General features: G+C 47.4%; 23 protein-coding genes. 11 read left to right on the top strand and 12 right to left on the bottom strand.

Annotated elements, in window-relative coordinates:
• Positions 1-36 precede the first annotated feature (36 nt).
• The 3 genes from queA to MYF79_RS07665 form a co-directional block, all read right to left on the bottom strand.
• The gene (queA, locus tag MYF79_RS07675) at positions 37-1086 is read right to left on the bottom strand and encodes a tRNA preQ1(34) S-adenosylmethionine ribosyltransferase-isomerase QueA (protein ID WP_089835339.1); all 1050 of its coding nucleotides are present in this window, start codon (positions 1084-1086) and stop codon (positions 37-39) included.
• Positions 1087-1177: 91 nt separating this feature from the next.
• On the bottom strand, positions 1178-2929 hold the full coding sequence (locus tag MYF79_RS07670; RefSeq protein ID WP_247813289.1) for an ABC transporter ATP-binding protein: 1752 nt from the start codon (positions 2927-2929) through the stop codon (positions 1178-1180).
• Positions 2930-2944: 15 nt separating this feature from the next.
• The gene (locus tag MYF79_RS07665; protein WP_199657849.1) at positions 2945-3715 is read right to left on the bottom strand and encodes an AMP nucleosidase; all 771 of its coding nucleotides are present in this window, start codon (positions 3713-3715) and stop codon (positions 2945-2947) included.
• Positions 3716-3941: 226 nt separating this feature from the next.
• On the opposite strand from MYF79_RS07665, the gene MYF79_RS07660 reads away from it, so the two are divergent.
• A complete protein-coding gene (locus MYF79_RS07660) occupies positions 3942-4403 on the top strand; it encodes a type I restriction enzyme HsdR N-terminal domain-containing protein (protein ID WP_247813288.1) in 462 nt (153 codons plus the stop codon).
• 216 nt (positions 4404-4619) lie between these two features.
• Here the strand turns inward: MYF79_RS07660 and MYF79_RS07655 are convergent, their stop codons facing one another.
• From MYF79_RS07655 to MYF79_RS07640, 4 genes are all read right to left on the bottom strand, one after another.
• A complete protein-coding gene (locus MYF79_RS07655) occupies positions 4620-6038 on the bottom strand; it encodes a Glu/Leu/Phe/Val family dehydrogenase (RefSeq protein WP_247813287.1) in 1419 nt (472 codons plus the stop codon).
• Between the two features lie 36 nt (positions 6039-6074).
• The gene (locus tag MYF79_RS07650) at positions 6075-6326 is read right to left on the bottom strand and encodes a CcmD family protein (RefSeq protein ID WP_199657851.1); all 252 of its coding nucleotides are present in this window, start codon (positions 6324-6326) and stop codon (positions 6075-6077) included.
• Positions 6323-6937 (bottom strand): cytochrome c biogenesis protein CcsA, encoded by a 615-nt coding sequence (gene ccsA / locus MYF79_RS07645; RefSeq protein WP_247813286.1) that lies wholly within the window; start codon positions 6935-6937, stop codon positions 6323-6325. The genes MYF79_RS07650 and ccsA overlap by 4 nt, the downstream gene beginning before the upstream one ends.
• A gap of 138 nt (positions 6938-7075) precedes the next feature.
• Positions 7076-7741: a heme exporter protein CcmB gene (locus tag MYF79_RS07640; RefSeq protein ID WP_247813285.1), complete on the bottom strand. Its 666-nt coding sequence runs from the start codon at positions 7739-7741 to the stop codon at positions 7076-7078.
• Positions 7742-7780: 39 nt separating this feature from the next.
• On the opposite strand from MYF79_RS07640, the gene accC reads away from it, so the two are divergent.
• Both accC and MYF79_RS07630 read left to right on the top strand, forming a co-directional pair.
• Positions 7781-9265 (top strand): acetyl-CoA carboxylase biotin carboxylase subunit, encoded by a 1485-nt coding sequence (gene accC / locus MYF79_RS07635; RefSeq protein WP_247813284.1) that lies wholly within the window; start codon positions 7781-7783, stop codon positions 9263-9265.
• A gap of 117 nt (positions 9266-9382) precedes the next feature.
• Positions 9383-9802, top strand: coding sequence for a GtrA family protein (locus MYF79_RS07630; protein WP_247815081.1), 420 nt, complete (start codon positions 9383-9385; stop codon positions 9800-9802).
• Between the two features lie 130 nt (positions 9803-9932).
• Here the strand turns inward: MYF79_RS07630 and MYF79_RS07625 are convergent, their stop codons facing one another.
• Positions 9933-10418, bottom strand: coding sequence for a thymidine kinase (locus tag MYF79_RS07625; RefSeq protein WP_317233109.1), 486 nt, complete (start codon positions 10416-10418; stop codon positions 9933-9935).
• Positions 10419-10633: 215 nt separating this feature from the next.
• On the opposite strand from MYF79_RS07625, the gene MYF79_RS07620 reads away from it, so the two are divergent.
• Positions 10634-11590: a hypothetical protein gene (locus MYF79_RS07620; RefSeq protein WP_247813282.1), complete on the top strand. Its 957-nt coding sequence runs from the start codon at positions 10634-10636 to the stop codon at positions 11588-11590.
• Here the strand turns inward: MYF79_RS07620 and MYF79_RS07615 are convergent.
• Positions 11560-12828, bottom strand: a complete 1269-nt coding sequence (locus MYF79_RS07615) for a 3-deoxy-D-manno-octulosonic acid transferase (protein ID WP_247813281.1) — start codon at positions 12826-12828, stop codon at positions 11560-11562. The two genes, MYF79_RS07620 and MYF79_RS07615, sit on opposite strands and share 31 nt — an antisense overlap.
• A 106-nt stretch (positions 12829-12934) precedes the next feature.
• Here MYF79_RS07615 and MYF79_RS07610 point away from each other — a divergent pair, with 106 nt between their 5' ends.
• The 6 genes from MYF79_RS07610 to rfbD all read left to right on the top strand — a co-directional run bounded on the left by MYF79_RS07610 (position 12935) and on the right by rfbD (position 18933).
• Positions 12935-14074 (top strand): DegT/DnrJ/EryC1/StrS family aminotransferase, encoded by a 1140-nt coding sequence (locus MYF79_RS07610; protein WP_247813280.1) that lies wholly within the window; start codon positions 12935-12937, stop codon positions 14072-14074.
• Positions 14071-15384 carry a UDP-glucose dehydrogenase family protein gene (locus MYF79_RS07605; protein ID WP_247813279.1) on the top strand — a complete coding sequence of 438 codons (1314 nt, stop codon included), beginning with the start codon at positions 14071-14073 and terminating at the stop codon, positions 15382-15384. The genes MYF79_RS07610 and MYF79_RS07605 overlap by 4 nt, the downstream gene beginning before the upstream one ends.
• Before the next feature lie 29 nt (positions 15385-15413).
• Positions 15414-16352: a UDP-glucuronic acid decarboxylase family protein gene (locus MYF79_RS07600; protein ID WP_247813278.1), complete on the top strand. Its 939-nt coding sequence runs from the start codon at positions 15414-15416 to the stop codon at positions 16350-16352.
• Between the two features lie 92 nt (positions 16353-16444).
• Positions 16445-17500, top strand: a complete 1056-nt coding sequence (rfbB, locus tag MYF79_RS07595) for a dTDP-glucose 4,6-dehydratase (protein WP_247813277.1) — start codon at positions 16445-16447, stop codon at positions 17498-17500.
• Between the two features lie 2 nt (positions 17501-17502).
• On the top strand, positions 17503-18069 hold the full coding sequence (gene rfbC / locus MYF79_RS07590) for a dTDP-4-dehydrorhamnose 3,5-epimerase (protein ID WP_247813276.1): 567 nt from the start codon (positions 17503-17505) through the stop codon (positions 18067-18069).
• On the top strand, positions 18070-18933 hold the full coding sequence (rfbD, locus tag MYF79_RS07585) for a dTDP-4-dehydrorhamnose reductase (RefSeq protein ID WP_247813275.1): 864 nt from the start codon (positions 18070-18072) through the stop codon (positions 18931-18933).
• A 63-nt stretch (positions 18934-18996) separates the two neighbouring features.
• Here rfbD and MYF79_RS07580 read toward each other — a convergent pair whose 3' ends face one another.
• Positions 18997-19692, bottom strand: a complete 696-nt coding sequence (locus tag MYF79_RS07580) for a hypothetical protein (RefSeq protein ID WP_247813274.1) — start codon at positions 19690-19692, stop codon at positions 18997-18999.
• A 128-nt stretch (positions 19693-19820) separates the two neighbouring features.
• On the opposite strand from MYF79_RS07580, the gene tyrS reads away from it, so the two are divergent.
• Entirely contained in the window at positions 19821-21104 is a 1284-nt protein-coding gene (tyrS, locus tag MYF79_RS07575) for a tyrosine--tRNA ligase (protein WP_247813273.1), read from the top strand.
• An 88-nt stretch (positions 21105-21192) separates the two neighbouring features.
• Here the strand turns inward: tyrS and MYF79_RS07570 are convergent, their stop codons facing one another.
• Positions 21193-21696 (bottom strand): pyridoxamine 5'-phosphate oxidase family protein, encoded by a 504-nt coding sequence (locus MYF79_RS07570; protein WP_247813272.1) that lies wholly within the window; start codon positions 21694-21696, stop codon positions 21193-21195.
• Positions 21697-21800: 104 nt separating this feature from the next.
• A complete protein-coding gene (locus MYF79_RS07565) occupies positions 21801-23096 on the bottom strand; it encodes an amidohydrolase family protein (protein ID WP_247813271.1) in 1296 nt (431 codons plus the stop codon).
• Positions 23097-23115 lie beyond the last annotated feature (19 nt).

The raw sequence follows: 23115 nt of genomic DNA, 5'->3' as shown, positions 1-23115 counted from the left end.
TACGAGACAGGACCTTTTTCAATAGTTCGTTATCGCTTATATGATCAGCATGGCGTCGCCATAGCTGAAGAAACGGTACTTTTCTTTAATTGCCTGCTGGTAAGCTTCCATCACCAGATCATATCCTGCAAAGGCGCATACCATGATCAGGAGGCTTGTTTTAGGCAGGTGGAAGTTAGTAACCAGTGCATTAGGGATGGCGAAATCGTAAGGCGGGTGAATGAACGTATTGGTCCATCCTTCTGCCGCTTTCAGCAGGTTCTGCGCAGTTACGGAAGATTCTACTGCCCTCACGGTAGTAGTACCGATAGCGCAAACCTTACGGTTTTCTTCTTTCGCTTTGTTGACAATCTTAACAGCATACTCATCGATGTTGAAATACTCAGCATCCATTTTATGCTTGCTCAGGTCTTCCACCTCGATAGGACGGAATGTACCCAAACCGGTGTGCAGAGTTACTTCTGCGAATTTAACACCTTTGATCTCCAGACGTTTGATCAGCTCACGGCTAAAGTGCAGGCCGGCAGTCGGAGCTGCCACAGCGCCTTCATATTTAGCATAAACTGTCTGATAACGCTCCTTATCCTCATCTTCCGGCTTACGCTTGATGTACTTAGGCAGTGGCGTTTCACCCAGGGTGTCGAGCACCTGTTTGAACTCATCGTCATTACCTTCGAACAGGAAACGGATAGTACGGCCACGGGAAGTGGTGTTATCAATTACCTCTGCTACCAGCGATTCGTCATCGCCGAAGTATAATTTATTACCCACCCTTATCTTACGGGCAGGATCTACTATTACATCCCACAGACGGTTCTGCTTGTTCAGCTCGCGCAAAAGGAAAACCTCAATCTTTGCACCGGTTTTCTCTTTACGGCCATAAAGGCGTGCAGGGAATACCTTGGTGTTGTTCACCACCATTACATCCTTATCATTGAAGTAGTTGATTATATCACGGAAAACTTTGTGCTCAATTTTTCCGGTGGCACGGTTTACCACCATCAAACGTGCTTCATCTCTTGTCTTGGAAGGGTGCTGTGCAATCAGATTTAAAGGAAGATCGAATCTAAACTGTGATAGTTTCATATTACGGTATGAATAAATTTAAAGGCTGCAAAGGTATTGATAATTATACAATCTATCAAAATTGATTATGGTGCAATTCTCATTCACAAACTTACACATAAATATTTTTAGGTATAGAATTAATCAGCTGCTTTGTATATGCACGCTGCGGATTTTCATAAACATCAACAGCCTGACCGGCTTCTTCAATCTGCCCCTTGTTCATCACCATCATCCGGTCGCTGATAAAACGCACCACCGACAGATCGTGAGAGATAAAGATACTGGTAAATCCGAACTCTTCCCGCAATTGCATCAGGAGATTCAGGATCTGTGCCTGTATGCTGACGTCTAAAGCAGCTACGGATTCATCGCAGATAATAAAAGAGGGATTCAACGCCAGGGCCCGGGCTATGACAATACGCTGCCGCTGCCCACCCGAAAATTCATGCGGATAACGGTCATAATGTTCCGGCAGCAGGTTCACCTTTTCCAGCAGTTCCCTTACCTTTTCACGGCGCCCGGCTTCATTGCCATATAAACCATGTACCTTCATCGGCTCCTGGATAGCCCTTCCTATAGGCTGACGGGGATTCAGGGAGGAATAAGGATCCTGGAAGATGATCTGGATGTCTTTACGCAGGTCCCGCAGCGCTGCGGCTGATAAGCTTGTAATATCCTTCCCTTTGTAAAGGATGCTGCCCGATGTGGGCTCCACCAGGCGTAGTAAAGTTCTGCCCAGGGTGGTTTTACCACAACCGGACTCTCCTACAAGCCCCATCGTCTCCCCTTCCCTGACATTAAAACTAACACCATTGACAGCTTTGGTCCAGGCAAGGACCTTTCCGAATATATTCTTCCTGGCCGGGAACCAGGTATGCAGATCCTTCACTTCCAGCAAAGCCGGACTTTCGGACAAGCGTTGTTCTCTCCTGATCATGACATCTGCCGGGATCTCCAGGCTGCGAACGAATGCTTTTACTTCACTTTCCTTTTCGATAATATTCCCTTGCGGGTCGGTCTCCATAAAGTCACGTGTTACGGGGAGCCTGAACAAGCGTTTGTCAAGCGGGGGCCTGCAGGCCAGCAAACCTTTGGTATAAGGATGCTTCGGATGGGTAAACAATTCCCGTACACTGCCTTCTTCTACAATGCGCCCTTTGTACATGACCGCTACCCTGTCGGCTATTTCTGCAATGACGCCCAGATCGTGCGTGATGAATACCACACTCATACCCGTCTGACGTTGCAAGTCTTTCAGCAGCTCAAGGATGGTCTTCTGAACGGTTACATCCAGGGCGGTAGTAGGTTCGTCTGCTATCAGCAAACGGGGCTGGCAACTGATGGCCATAGCGATCATGACCCTTTGTTTTTGTCCGCCGGATAACTGGTGCGGATATCTCTCCATCAGCAGTTCAGGGTCGGGCAGGCGCACCTGCCTGAACAAAGCCAGTGTGTGTTGCCTGGCCTGTTCCATGCTCACTATCTTTTTGTGGAGGAGCAGCGCCTCCATTACCTGGTACCCGCATTTATGCAGGGGGTTCAGGGAAGTCATCGGCTCCTGGAAGATCATGGCTATTTCATTGCCCCGCCAGGAACGCATTTCTGCTTCTGACAGCCGGACTATATCACGCGAAGGGACTTTGCTTCCCCTTAACTGGTACAGCAGGTTTCCCCCTGTTATCTTACCGGGGTTTTGCAGCAGGCGCATAAGCGATAAGGCGGTTACAGATTTCCCGGAACCGGATTCCCCCACAATACCCACTATTTCACCTGGCATGACGTCCAGTGAAATATCATTGACAGCCTTTACACTGCCAAAAGAAACCGTCAGGTTCCGGATGGATAATAATGGTTGCTGCATATTGAGAACACGGTATTAGAACCGCAGGTGTTTCACTGTCTGGTGACTGTTAATCAGATTTTTCAGGGAATCGATACCGATCCTGATATGCCTCTCCACGTATTCAGTCGTCACTTTCCTGTCGCTCTCCTCTGTTTTTACCCCTTCCGGGATCATCGGCTGATCTGATACCAGCAAAAGGGCGCCGGTAGGGATCTTGTTATAGAAACCGACAGAAAAGATGGTGGCTGTTTCCATATCGATAGCCATTGCCCTGATCTTTTCAAGGTAGCGTTTGAATTCCACATCATGTTCCCATACCCTGCGGTTGGTACTGTAACAGGTACCCGTCCAGTAATCACAGCCATACTCACGGATGGTGGTGGAAATCACTTTTTGCAGGGCGAAAGATGGCAGGGCCGGCACTTCGGCAGGGAAATAGTCATTAGAAGTACCTTCTCCCCTTATGGCAGCGATAGGTAGTATGAGATCACCGATATTGTTCTTTTTCTTCAGTCCTCCGCATTTGCCCAGGAATAACACTGCTTTCGGATGTATAGCGCTGAGCAGGTCCATTACGGTTGCAGCTCCGGGACTTCCCATCCCGAAATTGATGATTGTAATGTCGTCGGCAGTGGCACATTGCATAGGCTTTCCTTCACCGATAATTTCGGTGTTGTGCCATTCAGCAAAATAATTGAGGTAATTACTAAAGTTGGTGAGAAGGATGTGGGATCCAAAGTTCTCCAGCTTTTCTCCGGTGTAGCGCGGGAGCCAGTTAGCTACAATTTCTTCTTTTGTCTTCATAGCCTTTTGGCAAACGAATATACAGAAAAATCTCCTATCTCCGGCTCTTTCGGTAGTGTTATCCCTGTGTTATACCTGTATATGCCTAAGTGCTGCGGCTGCCGGCGCCGCACTACAGGCGCTTTTATCGCAAGGGCTATTATACAAACAAGGCCTGATGCCAGCCAGGTACTATGAGCCGGCCGGTGGCACAATACCGTATATACCTTATCTGTAAAGGGGATCTATGAATTATCTTTGCAGAATGATCGCTATTGAGTTTCCCCCACCGGATTTTAAAATTGTACAGGAGAATGGTAAAACGCTCATTTTTGATCGTTTCCGTAAAAAGTATGTGGTACTGACACCGGAAGAATGGGTACGGCAGAACTTTCTCAATTACCTGGTGAGTACGCTCGGGTACCCCGCTTCACTGATCGGTATTGAAAAGGAAATATACCTGGGCGAGCTCCGGAAACGTTGTGATATTGTAGTATACAACAGGAACATGCAACCCTGGATGATCGTGGAATGTAAGGAAATGGACGTACCGCTTAGCCAGACAACGCTGGAGCAGATCGTCCGTTATCATATGGTGTTGCCAACGGCCTACCTGGTCATCACCAATGGAGTAAATACTTTCTGTTGCCAGCATATGGTGGATGCACAACAATGGGAATTCATTGCACAGTTACCTGCGCACATCTGATACTTTTTTAGCGTGCCATTATCAGGCAACCTGCTTCATATGGAAATCCCTGCAAAACCCTGTACCACAACACTTATATACACGAAGTAAGGGTGGACTTATTCCGGAGTTGAGGTGGACTTTAAACAGGACCAAAAGGGGAAAGATAATATAAAAAGAGGGCGTATCCTGTAAAGATACGCCCTCTTCCTGTAAACTTTTATATTGATATAAAGATCAAGGGAAGATACCTAACTGATCGTAGGCGGCTCCCACTTTATCAATTGCACAAACATAGGCGGCGGTACGCATATCATGAATGTCCGGGTGATTTACCATGATGGCACGCACTTCGTGCAGTGCGGCGTGCATGGTTTCTTCCAGGCCGGAATATACCAGGTCAACTTCATCGGCGCCATGTGCGATGAATTTTCTTTCTCTTTCTGATACTTTCTTTCCGGTGAGGTCTTCGATCACGCTCAGGATGTGGATATTCATGTTCTCGTCGAAGCGTTTTCCCAGACGGCCATAACGCACGTGACTGAGGTTTTTCAACCACTCAAAATAAGAAACGGTTACACCACCGGCATTGAGGAACATGTCAGGTACAACGATCACACCTTTCTTGTTCAGGATCTCATCTGCTTCCGGCGTGATAGGGCCGTTAGCGCCTTCACCGATGATCTTAGCCTTGATACGCGGAGCGTTATCCTTGTGGATCACGTTTTCCAGCGCTGCCGGGATGAGGATATCACAATCCATTTCCAGGCCTTCTTCGTTTTTGGCAAGTGTTTTTGCTCCCGGGAAGTTGACAATGGAACCTGTCTCGTTCCTGTGCTTCAGCACAGCTTCCGGGTCCAGCCCTTTTTCGCTGTACAATGCACCATCCCACTCTATCAGGCCTACGATGATAGCGCCTGCTTCATGGAAATATTTGGCGGCATGGTAACCCACGTTACCCATACCTTGCACGATCACTTTTTTACCGATGATGCCTGGCTCGAGGCCAATGCGTTTCATGTCTTCAGTGATATTACAGAGCTCCTGTAAACCAAAGAACACCCCAAGACCGGTAGCTTCTTTACGACCGCGCACACCACCCTGGGAAACCGGTTTACCGGTTACACAACCGTAACCGTCTACCTCACCCGGACGGAGGCTCATATAAGTATCGAGGATCCAGCTCATTTCCCTTTCACCTGTACCGTAGTCAGGGGCAGGAACATCCACACCGGGACCAATGAAATTCTTCTTTACCAGTTCCGCAGTATAACGGCGGGTAATGTTTTCCAACTGGAATGGGGAATAGTTACGTGGATTGATCTTGATACCTCCTTTGGCTCCGCCAAAAGGAACGTTAACGATAGCGCATTTGTAGGTCATGAGGGCAGCCAATGCCATTACCTCATCCTGGTTAACGGCATCGCTGAAACGGATACCACCTTTACAGGGCAGTTTGTGGTGAGAGTGTTGAACGCGGTAGGCTTCTATTACTTCGATCTTGTCCCCGATGCGTACCGGGAACTTAATCTGGTACACAGCGTTGCAGGCCTTGATCTGTTCAAGAATCCCGTTTTCCCATTTCGTGAATTTTGCGGCTTTGTCAAAACTTCTTTCTACGCTTTTAAAGAAGTCATAATGTTGCTCTTGCGCCATAGACAATTGTTTTGGTATAAATATGTAGAGTTGGACTTATTTGCTATGCAGGTTATCCCGCTGTTCCAGCCTGCTGATCTTTCTGTCGAGCGCTATCAAAAATATCACAATGCCGATAAAGATGATCAGTAGCACTCCTACTATAACATATATCTTGCCATTGCTGCGGAAAAATTCGTTTACAGGTCCTGTTTCTGTATTCTGGTTCTGGTTTTCCTGCGCATTAGCGAATAGAGAAACAAGTAACAGTAAGCAGGTGCAACAGAAAGAAAACGCTTTGTTGATCATTTAAAAATATTTTTTAGCTCTAGTTTTTTATACCGTACAAACAGGGTATAGATCCACACACTCAATAATACCCAACCAATGAATGCAGGGTATAATACCATTCTCATATGGTCATCGGTGTCACTGGATGCAAATCCAGGCGTGGTAGCGCTTCCGGGATGAAGGGAATCTACCATACGCGGGATGATATACGTTAAGGGAATCAACAAAGCGAATGCGAAAATGTTAAACACGGCAGATATCCTGGCGCGTTTGTCAATGTCAGGGATGGACAGGCGCAATACAAGATAAGCCATGTAGATCATGAGCGCCACAGCGGTCAGCATCTGTTTTGGATCGCTGGTAAAGGAGCCTCCCCATGTGTAGGTGGCCCACAGGGTACCAGTGGAGAAACCAAGAATACCATAGAACACGCCTACATTGGCCGCAGCGCTGGCATAAACATCTCTGCGGAGATCGTATTTAGAGAGGTAAAGAACAGAATTGACTACGGAGATAGTAAACATGGTGTACATGCACATCCACATAGGAACGTGAAAGAAAAGGCCGCGGGAAGACTGCCCGTTTGTGCCGATAATCGGTATTTCAATCGTAAATCCAGCTATGATCACATAAACAAGGATTAATACCGCTAGAGCTTTCCACCAATGCTTTGCCATTTTAACCAACTATATTGTGGGCAAACCTACACGTTTTATCACTAATCACAAAATTCAGTAACCTGTTTCCCGTCATCCGGGCCCGGGTTGTTAATCTTTCCACAAAAATGGGAATAAAACCAGGGACAGGGCTACGATCAGGATATCCATACTCCCCAACATAAGGAACATTTTGGGCAATCCGGGCTGATATACGGTGATAAAGGAAGATTTAGCGATATTGGACAGCAACATGAGCAGGGGCAGCATAATAGGGAACCCCATAATGGCCATTAATGCGGCATTCTGGTTAGCCTGGGCGGCAATAGCAGCCAGCATAGTGAAGAGCAGGGACAGGCTGATACCTCCCAACAGGCATATGCCGATAAAATACAGGAAACTGGTGACTGGGTTGCCCAGGAACATCATACAACACACGATGGTGATCAGCGTCATGACACACATCAGTATAATATTGTAGATCAGTTTGGCTACGATAAAACTGCGGGGATGTACCAGGGAATAGAAATACAGGAGACGTCCCCTGTTTTCCTGCAGGAAACTTTTGGCCACAGCATTAACAGCTACAAACAACTGTACCACCCAGAAGAGGGCATTCCAGAGCTTTTCCTCCGGTTTGCTGATCATCAGGTTAATCACAAATACAGTAGATATAATATATAGGAGGATGCCATAAAAGGCGTACTTCTGCCTGAGTTCCAGGAGTATGTCCTTTTTTACCAGCGTGATTGTTTGTCTGAAAGGGCTAGATTTCATGTTGCCGCAAAGATAGGAGAATCACTTATATTCGCTTCCATGAAAAAAATACTGGTAGCCAACCGTGGTGAGATTGCACTGCGTATTATGCGATCAGCCAGGGAAATGGGCATCGCAACAGTCGCTGTATATTCCGAGGCTGACCGTGCCATGCCATTTGTACAATATGCAGATGAAGCAGTGTGCATAGGCCCGGCCCCTTCCAGCCAGTCCTATCTGCTGACCGATAAGATCATGGGCGCTGCCCGACAGACGGGGGCAGACGCTATCCATCCCGGATATGGTTTTCTCAGTGAAAATGCCCGTTTCGCGCAGGCAGTCAAAGACGCCGGACTTACCTTTATTGGCCCCAGCCCTTCCTCTATCGAGGTGATGGGCAGCAAGCTGGCGGCAAAACAGGCCGCTCAGCGCTTTGGTGTACCTATGGTGCCCGGCACAGAAACGCCCCTGCGGAGTATAGACGAAGCCCGGGAGGTGGTAAAAAAGACCGGATTCCCCATCCTGATCAAAGCATCTGCCGGTGGCGGAGGTAAAGGTATGCGGGTCGTCAATAGTGTTGATGAACTGGAAGAGCAGATCAGACTGGCGAAAAGCGAGGCGATGAGCGCTTTTGGCGATGATGCGGTATTTATTGAAAAATATGTGGGCGCCCCCCGGCATATCGAGATACAGGTGCTGGGCGACCAGCATGGAAACTACGTCTATCTGTTTGAGCGTGAGTGCTCTATACAAAGAAGACACCAGAAACTGATCGAAGAAGCGCCCTCTTCCTGCCTGACCCCCCAGATCAGGGAAGCGATGGGAAAATGTGCACTGGATGTGGCCCGCGCCTGCCAGTATTATGGAGCGGGCACCGTCGAGTTCCTCGTAGATGAAAATCTGCAGTTTTATTTCCTGGAGATGAATACCCGCCTGCAGGTAGAACATCCCGTTACAGAGATGATCACTGGACTGGACCTGGTTAAAGAGCAGATCCGGGTGGCCAGGGGCGAAAAGCTGTCTTTCGGACAATCCGACCTGAAAATAAACGGGCACGCCATCGAATTGCGCATCTGTGCAGAAGACCCAGCAAACAATTTCTTACCGGACACGGGTACACTCACTACCTATGTCCGCCCGCAGGGATATGGCATTCGTGTGGACGACGGTTATGAGCAGGGTATGGATATTCCCATCTATTATGATCCTATGATCTCCAAACTGATAGCCTGGGGAGCCGACCGGGAAGAAGCCCGGGAACGGCTGCTGCGCGCCATCAGTGAATATCATGTGAAAGGCATCCGCACCACATTGCCATTCGGCAGCTGGGCCTTGCAGCAGCCTGCGTTTATTAATGGCGCTTTTGACACTAATTTTATCGGGAAGTATTTCACACCACAATCACTGGACCATGCCGACCCTGAAGCTGCCAAAGCCGCGGCGATACTGGCAGTACAGGTATGGCAGGAGCAGCAGCGACGGGTAAAACAACAACCTGTGAACCAGCAGCAAAAACTTTGGAAGAACAGGAAATTGTTAAGATAATACAAAAGCGCAGTACAGTAACGGTAAAACTAACTAGTTTTGTTGCTGTACAAATATTTTATGAAAAGGTTCATTTTATTGGTATTAGATTTTTTTTACCTACCCTTTGCAAAGCTGATGCCTTTGCAAACGTTCCGTTACCTTGCCTGCGGCAGCGGTAATACGGCTATGGATATCCTGTTGTATTACATCAGTTATCATTTTATCCTGAATGAAACACCTGTTCATTTCACTTTCCTGACCATCAGCGCGCACATTGCGGCACTGTTCATGGCCATGACGGTTACATTCCCTACAGGTTTCCTGCTGAGCAAATACATTGTTTTTTCTGAATCCAACCTGAGAGGCCGGGTACAGCTGGTCCGCTATTTCATGCTGGTAGGTATCTGCATCTGCCTGAACTATGGATTTATGAAACTATTCGTGGATTATCTGCATATCTTTCCTACCATCTCTAAAATACTGACAACCATCTTCGTGGTGGGCTTCAGCTACCTGACACAGAAGAGATTTACATTTAAGGTGAAAGAAGGCTGATGATCTGCAATACAAGCCCCTAGGGGTTTGGCTCTTGTAACCACAATATTGTGCTGTAAAAGTTATCAACATAAATGAAAAGGCCGTACCAGAGATGTCTGGTACGGCCTTTTCATTTATGCGACGATTATTATTCTACCTCATTATAGTAGCAATGCCTGCATCTCGGTTCATACAGGTCTGTCTCCCCGAGCAGCACCGTGCTCTTATCTTTTGTTTTCCGGTAAGAGTAATTGGCGATATTGCCGCATTTTACACAAATAGCGTGCAATTTGGTAATATAGTCGGCCTTTGCCAGCAGGAAAGGCATCTGCCCGAAGGGCTTGCCCATGTAATCCATGTCCAGTCCCGCCACTATCACCCTGATACCACGTAATGCCAGCTGATCACACACTTCGGGCAATTCACCATCAAAGAACTGGGCTTCGTCAATACCTACCACGTCTACTTCCTGCGCCAGGAGCAATATCTGCTGCGAGTTTTCCAATGGCGTGCTGACGATGCGGCTTTCATCGTGAGATACAATGTGTTGTACATCGTAACGTGTATCTATCATCGGCTTAAAGATCTCTACTTTTAAGTTGGCTATCCGGGCCCGCTTTAATCTTCTGATCAACTCCTCCGTTTTCCCGGAAAACATTGAGCCACAGATCACTTCTATCCACCCCCTTCGCCCTCCTGCTAGAGAAGGTTCAATAAACATATTTTAGTATTTGATTAACAGTTAATTAAAATGCGCTAACTTTATGCAAATAAAATAAATTCCCCCATATCGCGTTAACAATTAAGGCATGGAACGCATTTTGCATTCAATTTATTTTTTTTACTGCTATGGAAAAAATAAGTGCATTAATTGATAAGTTACAGGAATTAAAGAATTCAAACGCTGGGCTGCAGTCAATCTCCTACTATGTACAGCTGCTTCAGGCAGAGATCTTACATGCAAGGAATCTCGAAAGAGAGCAGGAACGCAGGCAACAAAGGCAGGACAGCCATGTTGCCGTAATCATGCCTTCTACTCCGCTGACCACCACCGCAGCTCCAGCCACTATTGTTGTGGAAGTGCCTGTAACAACATCATCCAGAGAAATTTTACCGGAAAATAAACAGGCAACGCCTGCTGCAGCATATACCGCTGAGGAGGCATCGACCTTGACATTACCCTTGCAGAACACGTCTCTTCCCAAACCGGCTCCTGCTCCTGCAGCCGCTGTGAACGGGACTTCCGCTGTTCCTGTAAATACAGCTCCGGCCACAGTTGCAGCGCCCAATGGTGTTTCTTCCTATCCGGCCGCTGCTCCCACTCCTGCACCTCAACAAATGGAACAGGTTCCAGCAGACAGGAAACCGGCATTCGTCACCATTTACAGTAATACGGAAGCGCCACAACCAGTCAGTGCTCCGGCAGCTAATACTGAGAAAAAGCCTGAAACCAACGGCGTTCGCAAGGAACTAAAAGAACTGAACCAACTGGTAGCGCAGAACACACCTTCACTCAACGACCGGTTGAAACAGACTCAAACTGAACTGGCTGACCGTTTCAACGAAATTCCTGTCAAGGATCTGCGTCAGGCCATCGGTATCAATGATAAGTTCCAGTTCATCCAGGAATTATTCCGTGGAGATGTGGATACTTACGAGCGTTCTGTGAAGACTATCAATGAGCTGAATTCCCTCCAGGAAGCAGAATACTGGATTGAACGAGAGTTAAAGATCCGTCAGGGATGGGTGGACGATAACCGTACCGTAAGACAGTTCTACAATCTTGTCAAGAAACGCTTTTCCTGAATATACTGTAGTATTTTACTGGTAGCTCCCTTATTCTCAGCCACATAATTTTTAGCATTAGCACCGGTTTGCAGACGGATGGCTTCGTCCTGCAACAGTCTTCCCATCTGTGCAGCAAAGGTACCCAGGTCATGGATACTGATGCCTCCACCGGCAGCGATCAATGCTGCCGCTTCGGGGTATTTATGGAACACAGGCCCGAACAATACGGGTTTGCCATAGGTAGCGGGTTCCAGTATATTGTGAATACCATCTTTTCCAAAACCGCCTCCCACATAAGTCACAGCCGCATAGCGGTACAATATCGAAAGCATGCCTACATTATCTATCAGCAATACACGCCCCGGCTGCTTATGCGCCGTCTTTACCCACTCCGTATATCTTATTGCTTCAGGAAACAATCCCATCAGCTTAGTGATATGAGCTGCATCTGTTTCATGCGGGGCAATGATCAGGCAGGAACCTTCACCCTGTTGCTGCCTCCACCAGGCCGACAGCAATGACTCGTCGGTCTCCCAGGTACTCCCGGCAATAATAGCCTGCCGCTTGCCAATAAATTCGCCGATACCCGGCAGTGTACGCTCTTCCTCCTGCAATGCCCATACCCGGTCAAAACGGGTGTCGCCCGCCAGCGCTGCGTGCCGGATATCTATTTGCGCCAACAGCGACATCGATTCACGGTTCTGCACAAAGATGTAGCTGAACTGTTGCAGCAATTTCCGGAACATGCCCCCGTAAGGCCTGAAGAAAGGCTGCCCGGCCCGGAAAATTCCTGAAACAAGGATCACGGGCACCTTTTCCCTGTACAGACGGGTAAGCATATGGTACCAGAACTCGTATTTAATAAAAATGGCCAGGGCCGGCTTTGCGATACGGATAAAATCGCGCGCATTCCCCGGGGTGTCCAACGGCAAATAGCACACGTAATCGGCGCCGGGATAGTCTTTACGCACCTCGTAACCTGAGGGAGAAAAGAAGCTAAGCAGGATCTTACAGTGCGGGTATTGCTGCCGGATCGCTTCCAGGACCGGACGGCCCTGCTCAAATTCGCCCAGGGAGGCAGCATGTACCCAAACGATGGGGCCGGCGCCGGACAGGTGTTGTTCCAGCGCTGCTCTCCAGTTACGGCGCCCTTCCAGCCATCGCCGGGCCTTGGCATTGCCTGTAGCCGCGGCCAGAGCCACTCCTGCTTTATATCCTCTTATTCCCAGATCGTATATGATGGTGCTTACCGGCATGCCTGAAGGTACTTTTACTGTTTTTTGGATCGGCTGCAAAGATACTGCCCTTCCTATGTCAATTTTTGTAAATTTGCTCACTTTAAACAAAATATCTATCCCACACATGGTTCCTATTCAAATGGTGGATTTAAAACGCCAATACTTGAAAATAAAGCCGCAGGTAGATGCTGCGATGGCTGAAGTGCTCGATAATGCAGCTTTTATTAATGGCGCTCCGGTACAACAATTCACCAATGCACTGCAGAGTTATCTCGGTGTAAAACATGTCATTCCCTGCGCCAATGGTACCGATGCATTGCAGATAGCCATGATGGCCCTCGACCTTGCACCGGGAGATGAAGTGATCACACCATCCTTCACTTTTATTGCCACGGCTGAGGTCATTGCCCTGTTACAGCTGAAACCTGTATTTGTGGACGTAGATCCTAAAACATTCTGCCTCGATCCGGAGCAGGTGGAAAAGGCCATCACACCAAAAACAAAGGCGATCGTTCCTGTACACCTGTATGGTCACAGTGCAGAAATGGAGCCTATCATGGAGATCTCCAGGAAATATAATATCCCTGTCATTGAAGATAATGCACAGGCCATAGGCGGACATTATACTTTTTCTGATGGTACCACTCAAAAACTGGGTAGCATCGGACAGATAGGATGTACCTCCTTCTTCCCTTCGAAGAACCTGGGTTGCTATGGCGACGGTGGTGCCATCTTTACCAACGACGATGCGCTGGCAGCCAAGATAAGAATGATCGCCAACCACGGACAATCTGCCCGTTACTACCACGACGTAGTAGGCGTAAATTCCCGCCTCGATACACTGCAGGCGGTTGTACTGAATATCAAACTGCCTTTGCTGGATGAATATATCAAAGCACGCCGCGCAGTAGCGGATGCCTATGATGCAGGATTTGCCGGTATTCCGCAGATCACTACTCCTTACAGGGCAGACAACAGTTATCATGTTTATCACCAGTACACGCTACAGCTGAACGGCGCTGACCGCAATGCTTTACAACAATACCTGCAGGAACGTCAGGTGCCTGCAATGATTTACTATCCCGTACCTGCTCACCGCCAGAAAATGTTTGCAAGTTTTGGTGGTGCTGAGTTCAATCTCCCTGTTACTGACAGCCTTACCTCAAAGGTTATTTCATTACCGATACACACTGAAATGGATGCAGATCAGCTACAGCACATTATTGATTCAGTTAAATCATTCTTAAATCAAAACTCCAAATGAAAATTACAGTAGTAGGTACAGGCTACGTAGGCCTGGTTACGGGAACCTGCTTTGCGGAAACAGGCAACGATGTTGTCTGTGTTGACATAGATATCAATAAGGTCAACAAACTTTCCGGCGGGCAGATCACCATTTATGAACCAGGGCTTGAAAAACTGTTCGAGCGTAACCTCAAAGAAGAACGTCTTCATTTCACAACCAACCTCGCTGATGGCGTAAAGCACGGGGAAGTCATCTTTCTTGCCCTGCCTACTCCTCCCGGAGAAGACGGCTCTGCAGACCTTTCCTATATCCTGCGCGTAGCAGATGAGATGGGGAAGCTCATTACAGATTATAAAGTGATTGTTGATAAAAGTACTGTACCCGTAGGTACTGCTGAAAAGGTACAGGCAGCCATTGCGCAGCACTGTAAACATCCCTTTGATGTAGTATCCAACCCGGAATTCCTGCGCGAGGGTGTAGCGGTAGACGACTTTATGAAACCCGACCGCGTAGTGATCGGCACCCGCTCTGAAAGAGCGCGCAAAGTGATGGGCGATCTGTTCGCTCCTTTCGTGCGCCAGGGTAACCCCATCCTGTTCATGGATGAGAAATCTGCAGAACTGACCAAATATGCGGCTAACTCTTTCCTGGCTACCAAGATCTCTTTTATGAATGAAATTGCCATTCTGTGCGAGAAACTTGGCGCTGATGTTGATATGGTACGCAGGGGTGTGGGCAGCGATGACAGGATCGGTAAACGCTTCCTGTTCCCCGGTATCGGTTATGGAGGCAGCTGCTTCCCGAAAGATGTGCAGGCATTGGTAAAATCATCCGAAGACGCAGACTATGAGTTCAAAATACTGACTGCAGTGATGGATGTAAATGAGCGGCAGAAATTGTTCCTCCTGCCAAAGATAAAAGCCTGGTTCAACGATGAACTGAAAGGGAAACATTTCGCGCTCTGGGGCCTGGCATTCAAGCCGAATACAGACGACATCCGCGAAGCGCCGGCATTGTACATGATAGATGCGCTGCTGGCTGCAGGAGCAACGGTAACAGTATTTGATCCGGAAGCAATGGCCAATGTACAACGCGTTATCGGCGATAAAGTAACATATGCTTCCAGCCAGTACGAATGCCTTGCAAATGCAGACGCACTGGTCATTGCAACAGAATGGAGCGTATTCAGAACCCCTGATTTTGAAAAGATCGGTGCTTCTCTTAAAAACAAACTGATATTCGACGGAAGGAACCTGTTTGATGTAGCCCGTATGGCCGAACTGGGTTTCCACTACGAGAGTGTCGGACGTGCTGCTGCTACTAACTAACTTGTTACACATTGCAAATGCCTATCGAAATGAAAAGAGTACTGATTACCGGCGCCGCCGGCTTCCTGGGGTCACACCTCTGTGATCGCTTTATTGCAGAAGGATATCGTGTTGTAGGAATGGACAATCTCCTGACCGGCAACATCAAAAATATCGAACATCTTTTTCCCCTAAAGGAATTTGAATATTATCATCATGATGTAAGCAAATTTGTACATGTACCGGGCGACCTGGATTACATTTTACACTTTGCTTCTCCCGCCAGCCCGATCGACTATTTAAAAATGCCTATCCAGACATTGAAAGTAGGTTCATTAGGTACACACAACCTCCTGGGCCTGGCAAAAGAAAAAAAGGCGCGGATCCTCGTGGCATCCACGTCTGAAGTATACGGCGACCCGACCGTGCATCCGCAGCCGGAAGAATACTGGGGTAATGTAAACCCGGTAGGTCCGCGTGGAGTGTACGACGAAGCGAAACGCTTTATGGAATCCATCACCATGGCCTACCACAATTTCCATGGTGTAGATACAAGGATCATCAGGATCTTTAATACCTACGGTCCGCGTATGCGCCTCGACGACGGCCGTGCACTGCCAGCGTTTATGAGCCAGGCACTGACCGGACAGGACCTCACCGTTTTTGGTGACGGATCCCAGACCCGTTCTTTCTGTTATGTGTCTGACCTGGTAGACGGTATTTACCGCCTGCTGCTGAGTGACTATCACCTTCCGGTGAACGTCGGCAACCCGGCAGAGATCTCCCTGAAAGAATTTGCGGAAGAGATCCTGGCGCTGACAGGCAGCAAACAAAAGATTATCTATCAGCCACTTCCAAAAGATGATCCGAAACAAAGAAAACCGGATATCACCAAAGCCAGGGAATTACTGGGATGGGCGCCCAAAGTGGACAGGAAAGAAGGGCTGAAGATCACTTATGAGTATTTCAAACAAGCTCTTAATAAATAACTCCGGACGGCGGATGGGCCATTACTACCAAAACTGGTTAGGTGAAGGTTCATCCGCAATTCGTAATTTGTAGCCGGAATTAAATAATCATTATGCACAACACCATATTAATCACCGGTGGCGCAGGATTTATCGGGTCTCATGTAGTGAGGCTTTTTGTAAAGAACTACCCTCATTACCAGATCATTAATCTGGATGCATTAACCTATGCCGGTAATCTGGAAAACCTGAAAGACATTAAGGATAAGCCTAATTACACTTTTGTAAAGGGCGATATCACTGACGAACCGTTCATTGATGAACTGTTCGCTACCTATAAGTTTGATGGCGTGATCCATCTGGCTGCTGAAAGCCATGTGGACAGATCTATCATGGACCCGCTGGCCTTTATCAGGACCAATGTCATGGGAACTGCTGTGTTGCTGAATGCCGCCAGGAAACACTGGAAAGACAATTATGAGGGCAAGCTGTTCTATCATGTGTCGACCGATGAGGTATATGGTAGCCTGGGAGCAGAAGGCCTGTTTACCGAAAAAACGGCGTATGATCCCCGTTCGCCTTATTCTGCATCAAAGGCAAGTTCAGATCATTTTGTAAGGGCGTATTACCACACCTATCATCTGCCTGCTGTTATATCCAACTGTTCCAATAACTACGGCTCAAATCATTTCCCGGAAAAATTAATTCCGCTGGCTATTCACAACATCAGGAACAATAAGCCGGTACCAGTATATGGTAAGGGCGAAAACGTGCGTGACTGGCTGTTTGTGGAAGATCATGCCAGAGCAATAGATACTATTTTCCATAAGGGCCGCGTAGGAGAAACCTACAACATCGGAGGCTTCAACGAATGGAAAAATATTGACCTTATTAACCTGCTGTGCATTATCATGGATAAGAAACTCCAGCGTGCACCAGGTACTTCTGCTAAACTGATCACTTTCGTAAAAGACCGCGCGGGCCATGACCTGCGTTATGCTATTGACGCCACCAAACTCAATAAAGAACTGGGCTGGGAACCCTCCCTCCAGTTTGAAGAAGGTCTTGAAAAAACAGTGGATTGGTACCTCGCCAACGAAGAATGGCTGGATCATGTAACCAGCGGAGCGTACCAGGATTATTACAGTGAGCAGTATCAAAAGAGATAAATATGCCTTTTACTGAAACAGGGATCCCAGGGTTGCTGATATATGAACCCCGGGTGTTTAATGATAGCCGTGGCTATTTTTTTGAAAGCTACAGCGCGCAAACCTTTGAACAGCATGGATTACACCTGCCTTTTGTACAGGATAACCAGGCGCGTTCCACCTACGGCGTACTGAGAGGATTACATTACCAGCTGGAGCCATATGCGCAGACTAAGCTGGTGAGAGTGCTGGAAGGAAAGATCATAGACGTGGCAGTAGATATCCGTAAAGGCTCTCCTACTTATGGCAAGGCCTTTTCCATAGAACTGAGCGCTGAGAATAAATTACAGTTGCTGGTGCCCAAAGGCTTTGCGCATGGGTATTCCGTGATCAGTGAAACAGCAGAGGTGATGTATAAATGCGATAACTTCTATCATAAAGCCAGTGAAGGAGGCATCATCTATAATGATCCTGCACTGAACATCGACTGGGGTATTGACCTGGCCGATGCTATTGTATCTGAAAAGGATATAGTGCTGCCTACACTGGAAAATTGTACGCATAACTTCGTTTTCAATTCAAATAAGTAAATGAAAAATATTCTGGTAACCGGCGCCAATGGCCAGCTGGGACAAGCATTGAAAAAGATCGCTGCGGATCATTCCGGGTTTTCCTTCCTGTATACCGACTTCAATGAGTTGGATATTACCAGTGAGGAAGCTGTCAGCAATTTTTTCTCACAGCAGGAAATACACGCCTGTATCAACTGTGCGGCATATACTGCGGTAGATAAAGCGGAGAACGATGAGGAACTGGCCTTCAAACTAAACTTTGAAGCAGTATTGAACCTGGCAAACATCTGTCAGCAGTATAATGCACAATTCGTACACATTTCCACTGACTACGTGTTTGACGGCAAACAGAATGTGCCTTATGCAGAAACTGACGACGCCAGCCCTGCCAGCATCTATGGAAGCTCCAAACTACGTGGCGAGGCGGCGGCCGTAGACGCCAACCCGGATACCATCGTGTTGCGCACATCCTGGTTGTATTCTGAATTCGGCGTCAACTTCGTAAAACGTATGCGTGAGCTGATGCAGGAGAAAGAGCTCCTGAACGTAGTATTTGACCAGGCCGGCACTCCTACCTACGCGGTAGATCTGGCAAAAGCCATCCTGCATATCCTGACAAAAGTATGGGATGCTCCGGCCAGTTATGGCGGGGTGTATCACTTCAGCAACGAAGGGGTAACCAGCTGGTACGACTTTGCAGTGGCGATCCGCGAACTGACAGGCGCATCCTGCACTGTAGCGCCAATCACTTCAGATAAGTATCCTACGCCTGCAAAAAGGCCAGCCTACAGTGTCCTGAACAAACAAAAAATCAAAGATACTTTCGGATTACAGATCCTTCACTGGCGCGAAAGCCTGAAGGAATGCCTGAAAAACCTGTAAACCGGGTTCAAAAAAAGAAAGCCACTGTCCTGAGACAGTGGCTTTCTTTTTTATACGATCAGGCTATTTCTTCACATGCGTGATCTCCATATGGCCTGCCAGTTTACCATCTTTGGAGGTTTCTGTTTTCACCACACCAAAGCCGGGAGCAAACCACTCAGCCGCCACCATTTCTACCGGAATATTCATTCCCATCATTTTCATGGAGAGGCTCATATTATAAGTGATCTTATAACAATCCCAGCTACCACCGGCAGTGGTCACCTTTTCCTTACCCACCACCTTGCGGTCGGTCACTTTATACTGGAGAGTCATATCCATGCCATTGGCATTGCTGCTCATTTCGAATGCGCCATCCGGCAGCGACTGACCTTCCTTCAGGTGAGCCGGATAGTTCAGAAAGGCATTCCCGTCCGATTCCATTTTCATGTCCTGCAGCTGGGGAAGGCTGGGCAGTGACATTTTCATGTCGATCATGATCTCGCCACCATCACATTTGAATTTCCCCTTTCCGGAAGAGATGGTCTTTCCTTTAACATCTTTCAGGGTTGAGGTGAAATCGGATACGCTGGCAGCCCCTTCCTTACTGACAGACAATACGTTGTAAACATTTTTGGCCACAGCAGAGCCCTTTGCATCGAACATGGTCATCTCTACTTCTGCATTGTTGAGCATATAGTAGTAATTCTTGCAGTCCTGGGCACTTAATGCATTGACTGTCAGTAACAGGCATGCGATAAAAAACAAGATTTTTCTCATAGTGTGATCTTTACAGAAGATGGCGGTTTAAGCCGGGATTCAATGTACGAATTTAAGGCACATCGCCGTTCCCCCGCATATCGTTTAAAATTCTTTTCTTACGTTTGCAAAAATTATCCCAATTAATCATGAACCTGATAGAGGAATTACGCTGGAGAGGTATGGTGCAGGATATAATGCCGGGCACAGAGGAGCAATTATTAAAAGAAATGACCAGTGCATATGTAGGATTTGACCCTACGGCAGACTCCCTTCATATAGGCAGCCTGGTGCCTATCCTGCTGCTGGTACACTTACAAAGGGCTGGCCATAAGCCATTTGCGCTGGTAGGTGGTGCTACCGGTATGGTGGGTGACCCTTCCTTTAAAGCAGAAGAGCGGAAAATGCTGGACCTGGATACCCTGGCACACAACCAGAAAGGTATCAAGGCACAGCTGGAGAAATTCCTGGATTTTGATCCGGCTAAACCGAACGCCGCTGAAATGGTCAATAACTTCGACTGGTTTAAGGATATTTCTTTCCTCGATTTCATCCGCGATGTAGGTAAACACATTACTGTCAACTACATGATGTCTAAGGATTCTGTAAAAAGAAGACTGGAAGGAGACAGCGGTATGTCGTTCACAGAATTTACCTATCAGCTGATCCAGGGATATGATTTCTACCATTTATATACTGCAAAGAACGTCAAGCTGCAAATGGGCGGTTCGGACCAGTGGGGCAATATTGTAACCGGTACTGAACTGGTTCGTCGTAAAGCTAATGGAGAGGCCTTTGCATTTACCTGTCCGCTGCTGAAAAAAGCAGATGGTACCAAGTTCGGAAAGTCGGAGAATGGTAATGTATGGTTGGATGCCCAAAAAACATCGCCATATTTGTTTTACCAGTTCTGGTTAAAAACCACCGATGAAGATGTGAAGAACTATATCAAGATCTTTACTTTCCTTAGTCAACAGGAGATCGATGAACTGATCACAGCCCATGATCAGGCGCCCCATCTGCGGCTGCTCCAAAAAAGACTGGCCCAGGAACTTACTATCTTTGTTCACAGCGAAAAGGAGTATGAATTTGCCGTAAAGGCAACCGAGATACTATTCGGTAAAGACACTGCTGATGCCTTGCAATCACTCACAGAACAACAACTGCTGGATGTAATGGATGGCGTTCCTCAGTTTGAATTTTCTGCCGCTGAACTGGAAGCGGGAAAAGATATCGTTTCATTCCTTGCAGAAACCGGAATCCTACCCAGTAAAGGTGAAGCCAGAAAAATGGTACAGAATAACGGTATCAGCATTAACAAAGTAAAGGTGAGCGGGATAGACACCGTGGTTACCAAAAACCAGTTATTGAACGGCAAATATATGCTGGTACAGAGGGGCGCTAACAAATTCAATCTGGTAATAGCGAAGTAAATACAAACAGTATAAGAACAAGGGCTGGCAAATGAATTGCCAGCCTTTATTATTTATATCTTTTCCGTTGGACCTGTAACGTATTATACTACTCTATATCCAATTCCCCATGTTCTCCTTCCTCATACCTTTTACCCCTGATGATCGAGGTCAGCATATTAAAGAAGATCACCATCTTGCTGGATGAATTGTCCCAGTACCAGGCCTGTTTCGTATCCACTTTCAGCAGGCATAACCTGGGGTCGTCAATACCCTCAGGAAACCATACCTCCACTGCCGGTGTCCATAATTGCTTCATTTTCTCTTTATCAATGATGATAGAACCAATACCGAAGATATTCAGGTAGGTGTTGTGCCCCGGATGGGAATAGATCAGGTTGAGCTCATTGTTCTCCGAGATCTGGGTAACCTTGCCCGAATATTCATTGGAAAAGAACCATACATTTCCATCCTTATCCACATCGACAGTGGCCATAGGCCTGGAAATGACATGTCCATGATCGTCTATGGTGGTGAACATGCATACCCGTACTTCATTGATCAGGTCGGAAACCTTCCGGATAGCATCTTCTCTTTTGAGGATTGCTCCCATTTCTTAATGTGTTTGCTATGAAACAATAAATTTCATGCCATAACTAAAAAAAAAGCAGGGTATTGTTAGTACAACACCCTGCTTTTCAGCTATTTTCTGATTCCTTACTTCAGTCCGTACTTATGTTTATAACGCTCGTACAGCTGTTTCTGTTTATTGTCCAGGTTGATCTTCCTGCCCTGGATAAAGGCATGGGTGACTATGCTGCTGCGCATATCCAGCAGGTCGCCGGTACTGATAACGATATTGGCGTCCTTGCCTGTTTCCAGGGAACCGGTGTTTTTATCAATACCCAGGATGCGGGCTGTATTTAAGGTCACGGCGGTCAGCGCCTGTTCCTTCGTAAGCCCATAGGTACTGGCCGTGCCTGCTTCAAAGGGCAGGTTACGCTGTTGCCAGAACCCCTCATTGCTCAGGCAGAACAATACTCCCGCCTGCTGTAACTGAGCGGCTGTTTTATAAGGCTGGTCCACATCATCGTCTGGCGTCAGCGGCAGGCTATGTGGCTGTGTGAGCACAACGGCGATATTGTTCTGTTTCAGAACATCCGCAATGATCCAGGAATCTGCTCCTCCGGCAATCACCACATCGATCCCGAACTCCTTTGCAAAGTCAACAGCTACCAGCATTTCCTTCACCAGGTTGCAGTGAACGAATAGTTTCTGTTCTTTGGTGAACAGCCCTTTTACGGCTTCAAACTTGAGGTTAACTGCGGTATGTTTGTCTTCCTGCAGATAAGCTTTTGCCTCATTCAGAAAGGCACGCACCTTACCTGTCTGTTCTGCAAATTCTTCTGCCCTGTCTTTCGTAACGGTGAAAAAACGTCCCGGCATGGATGGCGGTGGCAGGAGGCTGGGCATATAGAAATGAATGGCCCCATCTTTCCTATAAGCGGCATCTTCCCAGTTCCATGCGTCGAGCTGCACTACAGAAGAAGAACCGGGTATCATTCCTCCTTCAGGCGTTACCTGTGCCAGCAGGATACCATTGGAACGGAGGGTATTGATCACTTTAGAATCAGTATTATAGGCTACCAGTGAACGTACAGAAGGGTTGATCTCCCCCACCTCGGTATAGTCGTTGGTAGCTCTTACAGCTTCTACCTCGGTCAGACCCAGGTTCGTGAGTGGTGAAATAACGCCAGGATATACATGTTGCCCTTTCAGGTCCATAATGGTCCCATCGGCGCCCGGAGCGGGCAGATTATTGCCCACGGCAGTGATCTTACCATTGGAAAAGGTCAATGCGCCGTTTTCAAGCACCTGTCCGTTACCAACATGGATAGTGGCATTGATGATGTAAATGGTCTTTCCCTGCGGCGGGGCAGGATAGATTGTTTCCTGGGCCAATGCAGCCGTACAGGAAAGCGCGGTGATATATGTTAAGATGATCCGTTTCATGATGTTTAGTTGATGCGTC

Origin of the sequence: Chitinophaga filiformis, assembly GCF_023100805.1 — a bacterium.
In the GTDB taxonomy this organism is placed as follows: domain Bacteria; phylum Bacteroidota; class Bacteroidia; order Chitinophagales; family Chitinophagaceae; genus Chitinophaga; species Chitinophaga filiformis_B.
Note: the sequence above shows the minus strand (reverse complement) of the source record. Positions and strands in the feature narration are given on the sequence as shown.